12 protein-coding genes are annotated in these 13,663 nt (G+C 71.3%); 7 read left to right on the forward strand and 5 right to left on the reverse strand.

Going from position 1 to position 13,663, the window contains the following annotated elements; genetic code table 11:
• Positions 1-15 precede the first annotated feature (15 nt).
• Positions 16-642, forward strand: a complete 627-nt coding sequence (locus ACIOGX_RS31495; protein ID WP_129772549.1) for a TetR/AcrR family transcriptional regulator — start codon at positions 16-18, stop codon at positions 640-642.
• Positions 643-709: 67 nt separating this feature from the next.
• Here ACIOGX_RS31495 and ACIOGX_RS31500 read toward each other — a convergent pair whose 3' ends face one another.
• Positions 710-1,171 carry a MaoC family dehydratase gene (locus ACIOGX_RS31500; protein ID WP_129772550.1) on the reverse strand — a complete coding sequence of 154 codons (462 nt, stop codon included), beginning with the start codon at positions 1,169-1,171 and terminating at the stop codon, positions 710-712.
• Positions 1,172-1,356: 185 nt separating this feature from the next.
• On the opposite strand from ACIOGX_RS31500, the gene soxR reads away from it, so the two are divergent.
• Entirely contained in the window at positions 1,357-1,839 is a 483-nt protein-coding gene (gene soxR / locus ACIOGX_RS31505) for a redox-sensitive transcriptional activator SoxR (protein ID WP_356518387.1), read from the forward strand.
• A gap of 151 nt (positions 1,840-1,990) precedes the next feature.
• Here the strand turns inward: soxR and ACIOGX_RS31510 are convergent, their stop codons facing one another.
• Positions 1,991-2,602 carry a hypothetical protein gene (locus tag ACIOGX_RS31510; protein WP_129772552.1) on the reverse strand — a complete coding sequence of 204 codons (612 nt, stop codon included), beginning with the start codon at positions 2,600-2,602 and terminating at the stop codon, positions 1,991-1,993.
• Positions 2,603-2,843: 241 nt separating this feature from the next.
• On the opposite strand from ACIOGX_RS31510, the gene ACIOGX_RS31515 reads away from it, so the two are divergent.
• Positions 2,844-5,690 (forward strand): penicillin acylase family protein, encoded by a 2,847-nt coding sequence (locus tag ACIOGX_RS31515; RefSeq protein ID WP_401764855.1) that lies wholly within the window; start codon positions 2,844-2,846, stop codon positions 5,688-5,690.
• A 157-nt stretch (positions 5,691-5,847) separates the two neighbouring features.
• On the opposite strand, the gene ACIOGX_RS31520 is transcribed toward ACIOGX_RS31515, so the two are convergent.
• Together ACIOGX_RS31520 and ACIOGX_RS31525 are read right to left on the reverse strand one after the other, a co-directional pair.
• On the reverse strand, positions 5,848-7,167 hold the full coding sequence (locus tag ACIOGX_RS31520) for an MFS transporter (RefSeq protein ID WP_401918310.1): 1,320 nt from the start codon (positions 7,165-7,167) through the stop codon (positions 5,848-5,850).
• A gap of 99 nt (positions 7,168-7,266) precedes the next feature.
• On the reverse strand, positions 7,267-8,586 hold the full coding sequence (locus ACIOGX_RS31525; RefSeq protein ID WP_401918064.1) for an exo-beta-N-acetylmuramidase NamZ domain-containing protein: 1,320 nt from the start codon (positions 8,584-8,586) through the stop codon (positions 7,267-7,269).
• A gap of 231 nt (positions 8,587-8,817) precedes the next feature.
• On the opposite strand from ACIOGX_RS31525, the gene ACIOGX_RS31530 reads away from it, so the two are divergent.
• The 4 genes from ACIOGX_RS31530 to ACIOGX_RS31545 all read left to right on the forward strand — a co-directional run bounded on the left by ACIOGX_RS31530 (position 8,818) and on the right by ACIOGX_RS31545 (position 12,308).
• On the forward strand, positions 8,818-9,600 hold the full coding sequence (locus ACIOGX_RS31530; RefSeq protein WP_401918066.1) for an SDR family oxidoreductase: 783 nt from the start codon (positions 8,818-8,820) through the stop codon (positions 9,598-9,600).
• Between the two features lie 200 nt (positions 9,601-9,800).
• Positions 9,801-10,394: a TetR/AcrR family transcriptional regulator gene (locus ACIOGX_RS31535; protein WP_129772556.1), complete on the forward strand. Its 594-nt coding sequence runs from the start codon at positions 9,801-9,803 to the stop codon at positions 10,392-10,394.
• A gap of 162 nt (positions 10,395-10,556) precedes the next feature.
• Positions 10,557-11,165, forward strand: coding sequence for a hypothetical protein (locus tag ACIOGX_RS31540; protein WP_356514220.1), 609 nt, complete (start codon positions 10,557-10,559; stop codon positions 11,163-11,165).
• A 303-nt stretch (positions 11,166-11,468) separates the two neighbouring features.
• Positions 11,469-12,308 (forward strand): LuxR C-terminal-related transcriptional regulator, encoded by an 840-nt coding sequence (locus ACIOGX_RS31545; RefSeq protein WP_356514218.1) that lies wholly within the window; start codon positions 11,469-11,471, stop codon positions 12,306-12,308.
• 122 nt (positions 12,309-12,430) lie between these two features.
• On the opposite strand, the gene ACIOGX_RS31550 is transcribed toward ACIOGX_RS31545, so the two are convergent.
• Complete coding sequence (locus ACIOGX_RS31550; protein WP_401918069.1) at positions 12,431-13,663, reverse strand: acyl-CoA dehydrogenase family protein; 1,233 nt, start codon at positions 13,661-13,663, stop codon at positions 12,431-12,433.

The following is a 13,663-nucleotide window of genomic DNA, read 5'->3' on the forward strand; positions in this document are numbered from 1 at the left end:
GGGACGAGGTGAGCGATGCGCGCGGCGGAGCGGACGGCGGACGGCGAGAACGCGCCGTGGGGTGAGGTCACCCCGGAGGCGGCCAGGAAACTGCTGGTCGCCGCGGTCGAGGCGTTCGCCGAGCGTGGGTACCACGCCACCACCACCCGCGATATCGCCGGCCGCGCGGGGATGAGTCCCGCGGCGCTCTACATCCACTACAAGACCAAGGAAGAGCTGCTCCACCGGATCAGCCGGATCGGCCACGACAAGGCCCTGGCGCTGCTGACGGCCGCTGCCGACGGTGAGGGCACGGCGGCGCAGCGGCTCGCCGAGGCTGTCCACTCCTTCGTACGCTGGCACGCCGAGGGGCACACCACGGCGCGGGTCGTGCAGTACGAGCTGGACGCGCTCGGTCCTGAGCACCGCGCCGAGATCGTCGAACTGCGGCGGCTCAGTTCGGCGGCGGTGCGGCGCATCCTGGTCGACGGGGTACGGGACGGGGAGTTCGACGTCCCCGATGTGCGGGGCACCACGCTCGCGGTGCTGTCGCTCTGTATCGACGTGGCGCGCTGGTTCAACGCGGCGGGGGCCAGGACCCCCGACGAGGTCGGCGCGCTCTATGCCGACCTCGTCCTGCGCATGGTCGCCGTCCAGAAGTAGCACCCGCCCGGAAGCGGAACGTGCGGAAGCAGCGCGCGCGGAATCGGGTCGCGCGGAAACGGAACGCTCAGAAGTAGAACCGGGACACGGACTCCGCCACACAGGCCGGCTTCTCGCCGCCCTCGCGCTCGACCGTGACGAGCGTGGTGAGCTGCACCCCGCCGCCCGCCTCCGCCACGTCCGTCAGCACCGCCGACGCGCGCAGCCGCGAGCCGACCGGTACGGGGGAGGGGAAACGGACCTTGTTGGTCCCGTAGTTGATGCCCATCTGCACGTTCTCGACCCGCAGAATCTGCGGCACGAACACCGGCAGCAGCGACAGCGTGAGATAGCCGTGCGCGATCGTCGTACCGAACGGCCCCGCCGCGGCCCGCTCGGGGTCGACATGGATCCACTGGTGATCACCGGTGGCCTCGGCGAAGAGGTCGATCCGCTTCTGGTCGATCTCCAGCCACTCGCTGTGCCCCAACTGCTCGCCGATCCCGGCGCGCAGCTCCTCGGCGGAGGTGAAGATCCTCGGCTCGGCCATGTCCCTGCTCCCTGCCTCTCAAGCCCGTGAAGCCCGTCAAGCGCTCCTGTCTAAGCGCTTGCTCAGCATGTTGGGCGGGCGCGCTCCTGTCAACGCGGACACAGGGGGCATCCAGGGCGGACGATGGGGTCGTCCACGGTGGACGCAGGGGCACCGCCCGGACGAGAGGCCCTAGGGTGGGCGGAGTGTCACAGGTTCCCGAGAAGATCCACGAGCTGACCGTCGGTCAGCTGTCGGCGCGCAGCGGCGCCGCCGTGTCCGCCCTGCACTTCTACGAGTCCAAGGGGCTCATCCGCAGCCGCAGGACCAGCGGCAACCAACGCCGCTACGGGCGCGACGCACTGCGCCGCGTGGCGTTCGTCCGCGCCGCCCAGCGCGTGGGCATCCCGCTCGCGACGATCAGGGACGCCCTGGCCGAACTCCCCGAGGAGCGCACCCCCAACCGGGACGACTGGGCCCGGCTCTCCGAGGCATGGCGCGCGGAGCTGGACGAGCGCATCACGCAACTCGGGCGGCTCCGTGATCACTTGACCGACTGCATCGGCTGCGGCTGCCTGTCTCTGGAAACCTGTGTGCTGTCCAACCCTGACGACGTCTTCGGTGAGCGCATGACGGGATCGCGCCTGCTCCCGGAGCGCCGGGCCCCGAAGAACCCCGAGTGCTCCTGACCTCCGCGCGCGGCCGTAACGGCACATGACGCGCCGCCGCAACGGCACATGAGCGGATCACCCTCGTGCGGATCACCGTCGCACGGGTCACCTCGCACCGGTCATCGATACCGCGGGGGCGCGCCGTCTCCGCAGTCCGCCCCCGCAGACCTCAGGCCACCGACGCCAGATCCGTGAACCGCGCCCGCTTCGCCCGGTCGAGCGCATCGGACGTGAGGACGGGCAGCGGTACGACGATGCCGCAGCCCGTACAGACCGGTCCCGACCAGGGTTCGCCCTCCAGGTCGGGGCGCCAGACGATGTCACGGTCCGCGCAGACCGGGCAGTTCGCCCCCGGGCCCGTCTCCAGTCCGGAGATCAGCCGGCGCAGCACCTCGGCCAGTGACTCGGACGGATGGGCGGCCGGGTCGTCGCACCGGGCGACGCCGTTACCGCCCCAGGTCCGCCGGTGCCAGTCGTCGAAGCTCTTGGGGCGCCGCAGCCCGTCGTGCTTCTCGCGCCTGCGCCGTTCGGCGAACTCCCTCTCGTACGCGAGCCATACGGCCCGCGCCTCCTCCAACTCGTCCAGCGCGGCCATCAGCCGCACCGGATCGGGCGCCCTGTCCTCGGGCTCGATACTGTGCCTCGCACACAGGTGATCCCAGGTCGCCCGGTGCCCATAAGGGGCAAACCGTTCCAAGCACTTGCGCAGTGAGTACCGTCGCAAGGCCAGATCGCATCGCGGGTCGCGCACCTGTCTCGCAAGACTCCGGAATCCGGCCATCGCATGCCACCTCCGTCGCTTCATCGGCGTTGAGGAATGGACGTACGTCTGCCCCATTCGGCTCCATCAAAAAACAGATGGCACCCATGGATTCCGACATTCCGGTTGTTATCGAGCTGAATTCGATAACGATTCACAGGAACCGGCATATGACGGTTCGGGAAAGGTGACTGATGTTCACCTTACCGATCGGTCATACCGTCGGTAACCTCCGGCGCACCGTCCTCCCCGAGGAGCACCCATGCGACGACGCACCGGAAGACTCACCAGCGCCACCGCCGCGGCGGTGTTCGCGCTGGGCGCGGCCCTGCTGACCCCGCTGCCGCAGGCCGCCGCCGAACCCGCGCGGGCACCCGCCTCCGCGGCGGACGCCCGCGGCGCGGCGGCCGACCCCGTCACCGATCACTGCCAGGGCCAGTGCGCCGACATCCTGCCGCCCGGCCAGAACGGCAACGCCACCCTCGCCGATATCCTCGGCAACCGTCTGTTCGGCACCTTCCCGGCCCACGCCTCCGACCAACTCGCCCGGTACGACGCGCTGGTGGCCGGTCACGGCGGACTCACCGACGCGAAGCTCACCGACTTCTTCAACGACGCCTCCTTCGGGGTGCCCGCGAACCAGGTCGAATCCGTCACCGCCCCGCGCGACGACGTCACGATCACCCGCGACAAGAAGACCGGCGTCCCGCACATCAAGGGCACCACCCGCTACGGCACCGAGTTCGGCGCCGGCTACGCGGCGGCGCAGGACCGGCTGTGGATGATGGACCTGTTCCGTCACATCGGCCGCGGTGAGCTGACGTCCTTCGCGGGCGGCGCCCTCGCCAACCAGGGCCTTGAGCAGCAGTTCTGGCCCTCGGCGCCGTACACCGAAGCGGAGTACGAGGCCCAGATCGAGCGGATCAGGACCACCGAGGGCGAGCGCGGCGAGCTGGCCATGGCGGACGCGCAGGCGTATGTCGACGGCATCAACGCCTACCGCCAGAAGTCCAAGGACGGCCGCTACTTCCCCGGCGAGTACGTACTCACCGGCAAGATCGACTCGATCACCAACGTCGGCGAGATCCAGCCCTTCAAGCTCACCGATCTGATCTCCATCGCGTCCGTCGTCGGCGGCCAGTTCGGCGGCGGGGGCGGCGGCGAGGTACAGGCGGCGCTCTCGCTCCTCGCCGCCCAGCAGAAGTACGGCGTCGTCAAGGGCACCGAGGTCTGGGAGTCGTTCCGCCAGCGCGACGACCCCGAGGCCGTGCTCACCGTCCACGACGGCACCCGCTTCCCGTACGCGCGCAAGCCCGCCCAGCCGCGCGGCACGGCCCTGCCCGACGCCGGCTCGGTCCAGGCCGAACAGCTGGTGTACGACAGGACTGGCTCGGCCGTGACGAACGCCAAGGCCCCGGTCGCCGCCCCGGAGAAACTCAAGCCGCTCCAGGGCCTCTTCGACGACGGTGTCGTCCCGCCGGGCTCGCTCTCCGCCAAGCGCGGGATGTCCAACGCGCTGCTCGTCTCGGGCCGGCACACCGCGAGCGGAAATCCCGTGGCCGTCTTCGGCCCGCAGACCGGCTATTTCGCGCCACAGCTCATGATGCTCCAGGAACTCCAGGGCCCCGGCATCAGCGCCCGCGGCGTCGCCTTCGCCGGAGTCGGCATGTACGTCCAGATGGGCCGCGGCCAGGACTACGCCTGGAGCGCCACCTCGGCGGGCCAGGACATCACCGACACGTACGCCGTCGAGCTGTGTGAACCCAACGGCTCGCCCGCCACCAAGGCGTCCACGCACTACCTCTACCGCTCCGTCTGCACCCCGATGGAGAAGATGGAGCGCAGCAACTCCTGGAAGCCGACCGTCGCCGACTCCACCGCCGCCGGCTCCTACCGGCTCCAGGTCTGGCGTACCAAGTACGGCATGGTCACCCACCGTGCGACCATCGGCGGCAAACCCGTCGCGTACACCTCGCTGCGGACCACCTACCGGCACGAAGCCGAGTCGATCATCGGCTTCCAGATGCTCAACGACCCCGCGTACACCAAGGACGCGGCCTCCTTCCAGCAGGCCGCGCACCGCATCGGCTACGCCTTCAACTGGTTCTACGCGGACTCGCGCACGGCCGCCTTCTTCAACAGCGGCTCGAACCCGGTGCGCGCGGCGGGTGTCGATCCGGCGCTGCCGGTCAAGGCCGAGCAGGCGTACGAGTGGCAGGGCTTCGACCCGGGGCCCAACACCGCCGCGTACACGCCGTTCGCCCAGCATCCGCAGTCGGTCGGACAGGACTACTACATCTCCTGGAACAACCGGCAGGCGAAGGAGTACGACACGGCGGGCTTCGGCTTCGGCGCCGTGCACCGGGGCGATCTGCTGGACGACCGCGTCAAGAAGCTGGTCGCGGACGGCGGGGTCACCCGCGCCTCCCTCACCCGGGCGATGGCCGAGGCGGCCGTGACCGATCTGCGCGGCGAGCAGGTACTGCCCGAACTGCTGAAGGTGCTGCGCTCGGCGCCCGTCACGGATCCCCAGCTCAGCACCGCCGTACAACAGTTGGAAGCCTGGCGCGCGGCGGGCTCCCCGCGCAAGGAGACCGCACAGGGCTCGCACACATACGGGAACGCCGACGCCGTACGGATCATGGACGCGTGGTGGCCGAGGCTGGTCGAGGCCGCGTTCAAGCCGGGTCTCGGCGACGGTCTCTACCAGGCGCTCACCGCCTCGCTCCCGACCGACGAGTCCCCGGCCTCCAGCCATGGCCCGACGGGCGCGCACAGCGGCTCCGCGTTCCAGTACGGCTGGTGGGGATATGTCGACAAGGACCTCCGGCAGGTCCTGGGCGACCCGGTCCAGGCCCCGACACCGGACACGTACTGCGGGGGCGGCTCCCTGAGCGCCTGCCGTGACGCGCTGCTCACCACCCTCAAGACAGCGGCGGCGGCGCCGGCCGGTGCGGTCTACCCGGGCGACGACAACTGCGCGGCCGGCGACCAGTGGTGCACGGACACGATCATCCACCGGGCGCTGGGCGGCATCAGCCACCCCAAGGTCAACTGGCAGAACAGGCCGACGTACCAGCAGGTGGTGGAGTTCCCGAGCCACCGGTAGAGGCCGGTTCCGGCACGCGTCCGGGCGCGCGGGTGTGCACGGCACACGCGCGTGTGCCCGGCGCGTGCGGAGGACCATGGCGGTTGTGGTGGACGCGGGCGCCGCGGCCTGCCCCGGGCGGCGGCACCGCCCGGGGACGGGGCCGCGGCGTCTCGCGTCAGCCCAGTTCGCGTTCCCTGGTCTCCGGCAGCGCCCGCACGCACAGCAGGGAGACCACGGCCATCCCGCAGACGTACCAGCCCACCGACGCCGAGCCGAAGCCGGACTGGAGGCGCGGCACGACCAAGGGGGAGACCGCGCCGCCCAGGACGCCGCCCAGGTTGTACGCGAGTGACGCGCCCGAGTAGCGGACGCGCGCGGGGAACAGCTCCGGCAGGTAGGCGCCCATCGGACCGGACGTCACGCCCAGACAGAACAGCGCGCCGCCGAGGGCCAGCGCCATCAGCACCGGCCGCCCGGTGTCGAGCAGCGGGAACAGCAACAGGCTCCAGACCGCGGCCAGTCCGCCCCCCGTCAGGACCAGTCTCCGCCGGCCGGCCGTGTCGGAGCGGGTGGCCGAGAACCAGATACCGGCCGCCAGGAAGAGACAGGCGACCAGGGACAGCGCCAGCATCGTCTCGCGCGGCACGCCCAGGGTGGTCGTGGTGTACGACAGGCCGTAGGTCATCGAGGTGTAGAAGAGGGCGTACACGACGGCCATCGAGCCCGCGCCGAGCAGCAGTTCACGCGTATGGCACCGCAGCAGCTCCATCAGCGGTGCCCTGCTCGCGGCCCGTTCCGCCACGGACCGCGCGAAGACCGGGGTCTCGCTGATCTTCAGCCGTACGACCAGTCCGACGGCGACCAGCAGGAAGGACAGCAGGAACGGAATACGCCAGCCCCAGCCGGCGAAGGCCGCCTCGTCGAGCGACGCGGACACCAGCCAGAAGACGCCGGTGGCGGCGGAGAAGCCGACGGGCGGGCCGAGTTGGGGGAACGCCGCGTACAGCCCGCGCCGTCCGCGTGGCGCGTGCTCCACGGCCAGGAGCACCGCGCCGCCCCACTCGCCGCCGATCCCGATGCCCTGGAGGAAACGGAGCGTGACGAGCAGCAGGGGCGCCCAACTGCCCAGGGTGGCGTAGCCGGGCAGCAGCCCCACCAGCGCCGTGGACAGACCCATCAGCAGCAGCGAGGTGACCAGAACGGATTTGCGGCCGACGCGGTCACCGAAATGGCCGAAGACGATTGAGCCGATCGGGCGAGCCAGAAAGGCCACCGCGTACGTGGAGAAGGACGCGAGCGTGGCGTTGAGCGGGGAGAGGTTGGGGAAGAAGACGTCGTCGAGGACCAGCGCCGCCGCCATGCCGTAGATGAAGAAGTCGTAGAGCTCGATGGTGTTGCCGATGAAGCTCGCCACGGCCACCCGGCGCGGACCCTCCCGGTGTTCCGGAGTGTCCGCGGCGGGCGCCGTGGGAGTGGGGGACAGAGTTTCGTCGATCACGACAGGCACTTTCACGGCCGGTGAACGGCACGGTCAACGGCACCTGTTGGGCACTCTGCGAAATCGTCGGACTACCGACTGTTATCGGCCGCGCGGTCACCGGTAGAGCAGATATCCCCGCCGTACGGCACGGAACGCGGCCAGTTCGCTCCGCCACGCGCCGGTCACCTCGTCCGTGTCCGCGCCCGCGTCGATCAGCGTGCGCACCTTCGCCGACCCGGTCAGCTTGTCGATCCAGTGGTCGGCGCGCCAGGCGAACCCGCTCCACGACCGCTTCGCCGTCACCAGCAGCGCGACACCCGTGCGGACCGGATCGAAGGACTCCCGGTCGTGGACGTGGAGTTGCACCCCGCCGATCGTCCTGCCCTGGAACTTGGAGAAGGTCGGCGCGAAGTACGCCTCACGGAAGCGCACCCCCGGCAGCTCCAGCGCGTTGGCCGCCGCGGCCCATTCGGGGCCGATGCCCTCCGCGCCCAGCAGCTCGAACGGCCGTGTCGTGCCCCGCCCCTCCGACAGGTTCGTCCCCTCGAAGAGGCACGTCCCCGCGTACACCAGCGCGGTCTCCGGTGTGGGCATGTTGGGGCTCGGCGGCACCCAGGGCAGGCCCGTCGCGTCGAAGAAGTCACCGCGCCGCCAGCCCGCCATCGTGACGACGTCCAGCTCCACCGGTTTCGACGTGAGGAACTCGCCGTTGAACAGCCGCGCCAGCTCGGTGACGGTCATGCCGTGCGCCTGCGAGATCGGCTGACGCCCCACGAAGGTCGCGAACTCCCGCTGGAGGACGGGCCCCAGGGCCGCCCGCCCGGTCACCGGATTGGGCCGGTCGAGCACCACGAACCGCTTGCCCGCGAGCGCCGCCGCCTCCATGCAGTCGTACAGCGTCCAGATGTACGTGTAGAAGCGGGCGCCCGCGTCCTGGATGTCGAAGACGACGGTGTCGACCCCGGACGCGGTGAAGATGTCCGCGAGGGGCTGACCGCTCTTCAGATACGTGTCGTAGACGGGCAGTCCGGTGGCCGGGTCGTCGTAGCGGCCCTCGGAGCCGCCGGCCTGCGCCGTACCGCGGAAGCCGTGCTCCGGGCCGAAGACGGCGACCAGCTTCACGCGCGCGTCGGCGTGCATGACATCCACGATGTGGCGTACGTCGGAGGTGACGCCGGTCGGGTTGGTGACCACGCCGACCTTCTCCCCGGCGAGGAGCCGGTAGCCGTCGGCGGCCAGCCGGTCGAAGCCGGTACGGACCCGCGCGCCGCCGCCGGGGTGCCGGGCGCCGGTCGCGTCTCCCGAACGCGCGGCGGCCGGGACCGGCCCCGCGGCCTGCGCACGCGCCGCGCCCGCCGTACCGGCCGCGCCCGCCGCACCCACGGCGCCCATCGCGCCGCCGGCGGCCAGCAATCCCCGTCTGGACAGGCTCATTCCGCTACCTCCGCGCACTCGGACTCGGTCGTCTGCCATGGCCACGCACGCTAGCGCTCCCTGTAGCCGCACGGAACGCGTCCGACCACATCGCCGCGTCGCCGCCCCCGTCCCGTTCCTCCCCTTCCACCGTCACATACCGACCGGTTAGTCTGTCGGGGGCGACGAGGTCGTCGAGAGCGCCGACGCGGCCGTCGGCGAGGAACCGGAACGCCGGAAAGGCAGGTCCCGATGAGTTCGGTGCACGGTGCGGGAGTTGTGGTGACAGGAGCCGGCGGCGGCATCGGCGCCGCGCTGGCCCGCCGGTTCGCCGCCGAGGGCGCCCGGGTGGTGGTCAACGACCTCGACGCGGAGAAGGCCGCGTCCGTCGCCGCGGAGATCGGCGCCGTCGCGGTCCCCGGCGACGCCTCCCTGATCGTGGACGACGCCCGCGAGGCGCTCGGCGGCACCGTCGACATCTACTGCGCCAACGCCGGACTCGGCTCCGCCGGTGACGCGCTCTCCGGCGAGGACGTCTGGTCGGACGCCTGGGACGTCAACGTCATGGCGCACGTACGGGCCAGCAGGGCGCTGCTGCCGGACTGGCTGGAGCGCGGAAGCGGCAGGTTCGTCTCCACCGTCTCCGCCGCCGGACTGCTCACCATGATCGGCGCGGCCCCGTACAGCGTCACCAAGCACGGTGCGCTGGCCTACGCGGAGTGGCTCTCGCTGACGTACCGGCACCGCGGGCTCAAGGTGCACGCCATCTGTCCGCAGGGTGTGCGTACGGACATGCTCGCCGCGACCGGAACCGCCGGCGACCTCGTGCTCACCCCCACCGCCATCGAGCCGCCCGCCGTGGCCGACGCGCTGTTCACGGCGATGGCGGAGGACCGGTTCCTCGTCCTGCCGCATCCCGAGGTGGCGGGCTTCTACCAGGCGCGCGCCGGTGACCCCGACCGCTGGCTCGCCACGATGAACCGCGTCCAGCAGAAGTGGGAAGCGATCGGACCGGGCGAGTCCGCGGCGCGGTGACCGGGCGGGCCCGCGCGGACGGCGGTCCCGGGCAGGATCGCGGCGCCGCGATCCTGCCCGAGCCGCCCGGGGCGGCGGATGGGAAGATCCTCGGGCGGGAACCGCGTTCCCCGTCGTGAGCGTCACCGTGGGCGCCGCGGACCGGGGACGGCACGGGGTCGGTACGGGGACGGCACGGAGCGAAAGGCAGGTGACGGCAGATGGCCAGAACGACGGACGGGGACGGTACCCCCGTGCCTCAGCGACTGCTGGCCGCCGCTACCCGGCTCTTCGCCGAGCGCGGCTACGACCGCACCTCGGTCCAGGAGATCGTCGAGGCGGCGGGTGTCACCAAGGGCGCGCTCTACCACTACTTCGGCTCCAAGGAAGACCTGCTCCAGGAGGTCTACGCCCGCGTCCTCCGCCTCCAGCAGGAACGTCTCGACGCCTACGCGGACGCGGACGAGCCGGTGGAGCGGCGACTGCGGGCCGCCGCCGCCGACGTGGTCGTGACGACGATCGACAACCTGGACGACGCCGCGATCTTCTTCCGCTCCATGCACCATCTGAGCCCGGAGAAGAACAAGCAGGTACGGGCCGAGCGCCGCCGCTATCACGAGCGGTTCCGCGCGCTGATCGAGGAGGGCCAGCGGAGCGGGGTCTTCTCCACCGCGACCCCGGCCGATCTGGTGGTGGACTACCACTTCGGCTCGGTCCACCATCTCTCCACCTGGTACCGCCCGGACGGCCCGCTCGCCCCGCAGCAGGTCGCGGACCACCTCGCGGATCTGCTGCTGCGGGCGCTGCGTCCTTAGGCCGGCGCCCCAACGCCCCCCGCACCGGCGGCAGTTGCACGCCCATACGTACTTGTACGCATTGCGGGCGATCCACGCCATGGTCACTATGAGTGTCGTTCGGTCTACGGAACGTGAAGTGTTCCGCGTATCCGACCACTCGTACCTGACTCAGGGGGATCAATGAACAAGATCCGCACGTTCATGCTGAGGGCCACGGTCGGCGTCTTCGCCGCCGGCACGCTCGCGGCCGGACTGATGACGGCCCCGACCGCCGGGGCGCGGACTTCTCAGGACGTCGGCCGCCAGGCGGTCACCGCGCAGACGCCGGTCACCGCTCAGGCGCCGTTCGCCGCGCAGACGCAACGGGCCGGGCTGACGCCCGCCCAGGCGAGCGAGCTCCAGGGTCGGGTCGACGGCTATCTGGCCGAAGAGCCGGGCGGCAGGCAGGTCTCCGCCAACAGGATCGCGACCCGGGGCGGCGACCTCGTCGTCGCCGCTCCCGGCCAGCGGTACGCCCGCGACCTGGCCGGGCCGGGAGCGAGCGGCCGGGCGCCCGCCGCCTGCGCGTACGGACACCTCTGTCTCTACCGGCCCGGCGACTCGCGCGACTACTACCGGTGCGGGACGTACAGCCTGCCCTGGGTCGGGGACGGCACGTTCAACAACAACCAGACGCGCGGTACCACCGCGAGGTTCCTGAACTCCGACCGCAGCATCCGCTGGACCTCCAGGGCGCCCCAGACCGGCACGGCCACGTGGACGGGGGTCTTCTACGTCGTGCCCTGCTGACGGCCTGACGGCCGGTGGCTCCCGTGGCGTGAAGGCCGGACGGAGCGACGGCCCGAAGGCGTGACGGGCCGAAGGGCGCCGCTGGAGTTGCCGTGGCCGCGGCATCTCCACCGGCGGGCACCCCCCTCGGCCCAGGGCTCCCGGGGCGGCGGCTGTGCGCGAGTCCCCGGGAGCCCGCTGTTGTGATGCCGGTCCGCCCTCGGCCGATCTACCCATCGGGCGACGGATACGGCAGTATGAACACGGAGAGTATCGGAGTCGGTGCGTACGGCCATCACCGGCCGTCGGGGGTGCGGGGTGTCGATGGGGTCTGTCCTGTGGCGTGACTACGCCCATATGCTCGGTCTGGCCGTCGCGGTTCTGGAACACCCGGACCCGGAGCCCGCCTGGTCCTCGGTCCTCGCCGAACTGGCCCGGGGCATGCACGCGTCGGCCGTCTCGCTCTCCCACGCCAGCTACGCGAAGCGGACCGGCCGTGTGGTGGCGTGGAAGTCCGCGCACGCGCTCTCGCAGGACTATCTGGACGGACTGACCACCCGCCAGCTCCGCGCGGACAACCCCCTCGTGGCCCACTACACCTCCGCCCGCGACCACACCCCGCTGTCCGCGAGCCAGATCATGGGGGAGCGCTCCTGGCTGCGCAGCCGGAGCCACCGCCTGGCCCGGCAGACCCTCGGCGCCCATATGCTCGGGATTCCGCTGCCCGCCCCGGCCGGGGTCGCGAGGGGCTTCGTACTGCACCACGCGCAGGACGACTTCACGGCCGAGGAGCTGGCGTACGCCCGCCGCGTCCAGCCCCTTCTGGTCAGCATCGACCGCCACTACAGGGCCCTCGCGCGATGGCGCGCCGCCGCCACCCGCGCCGCTCCCTCCTGTCGCGCCCCGTCCCGTGTCGCCTCCGTCACCGACCCGGTCGAGCGGGCGGCGGAGGCGGGGCTCACACCGCGTCAGCTCACGGTCCTCACACTGCTCGCGCAGGCCATGCCCGCCACGGCGATCGCCCGCCGGCTGCACATCTCGCCGCGTACCGTCCACAAACACATCGAGGGGATCTACCGCAGGCTGGGCACCTGCGACCGGCTCTCCGCGGTCATGCGCGCCCAGTCCCTCGGCCTGCTCCCCCCACCGTCGCCGGACCCCTGAGATTCCTGGGGGTTCCGAGGTCCTGAGGGTCCTGAGGGTCTGGGGGTCCTGGGGGTCCTGAGATCCCCCGGGCCCGCGCCGGACGCACTCGTCCAGGTCCGATCCCGGGCGCCTCGGCGGGCTCAGAGGTACTTCTTCAGCTCCCGCCGCGCCAGCGACCGCTGATGCACCTCGTCGGGACCGTCCGCCAGCCGCAAGGTCCGCGCCGCGGCCCACAGTTCGGCCAGCGGGAAGTCCTGGCTCACGCCGCCCGCGCCATGCAACTGGACGGCCGAGTCGATGATGCCGACGACCGCGCGCGGGGTGGCGATCTTGATGGCCTGGATCTCGGTGTGCGCGCCCCGGTTGCCGACCGTGTCCATCAGCCAGGCCGTCTTGAGTACGAGCAGCCGCAGCTGTTCGACCGTCACCCGGGCGTCCGCGATCCAGTTCTGGACGACTCCCTGCTGGGCGATCGGCTTTCCGAACGCCGTACGGGACACGGCCCTGCGGCACATCAGCTCGATCGCCCGCTCGGCCATCCCGATCAGCCGCATGCAGTGGTGGATCCGGCCGGGGCCGAGCCGGGCCTGCGCGATCGCGAAACCGCCGCCCTCCTCGCCGACGAGATGCGAGGCGGGCACCCGCACGTTGTCGAACACCACCTCGGCATGGCCGCCGTGGTAGTGGTCCTCGTATCCGTACACCCGCATGGCGCGGCGGACTTCGAGCCCCGGGGTGTCGCGCGGGACCAGGATCATCGACTGCTGGCGGCGGATGTCCTCGCCGTCCGGATCGGTCTTGCCCATCACGATGAAGATCGCGCAGTCCGGGTTCATCGCCCCGGAGATGTACCACTTGCGGCCGTTGATGACGTAGTCGTCGCCGTCCCGTCGGATCAGCGTCTGGATGTTCGTCGCGTCCGACGAGGCCACGTCGGGTTCGGTCATGGCGAACGCCGACCGGATCTCGCCCGCGAGCAGCGGCTCCAGCCACCGCTTCTTCTGTTCGGGGGTGCCGAACTGGGCGAGCACCTCCATGTTCCCGGTGTCGGGCGCGGCGCAGTTCAGTGCGGTGGGGGCCAGCTGCGGGGAGCGTCCGGTGATCTCGGCGAGCGGCGCGTACTGGAGATTGGTCAGCCCGGCGCCGTATCCCGTGCCCGGCGCGCCGTGCTCGTCCACGAAGAAGAGATTCCACAGGCCCTGGGCGCGCGCCTCCGCCTTGAGGTCCTCGACGACCGCCGGGGTGTCCCAGGGATCGGCCAGCAGCGACCGCTGCTCCTCCGCCACCGCCTCGGCGGGCAGGACATACGCGTCCATGAAGGCGAGCAGCCTGGCCCGCAGCTCTTCGGTGCGGGCGTCGAATGCGAAGTCCAT

The organism is Streptomyces sp. NPDC088147 (assembly GCF_044741565.1).
GTDB lineage: Bacteria > Actinomycetota > Actinomycetes > Streptomycetales > Streptomycetaceae > Streptomyces.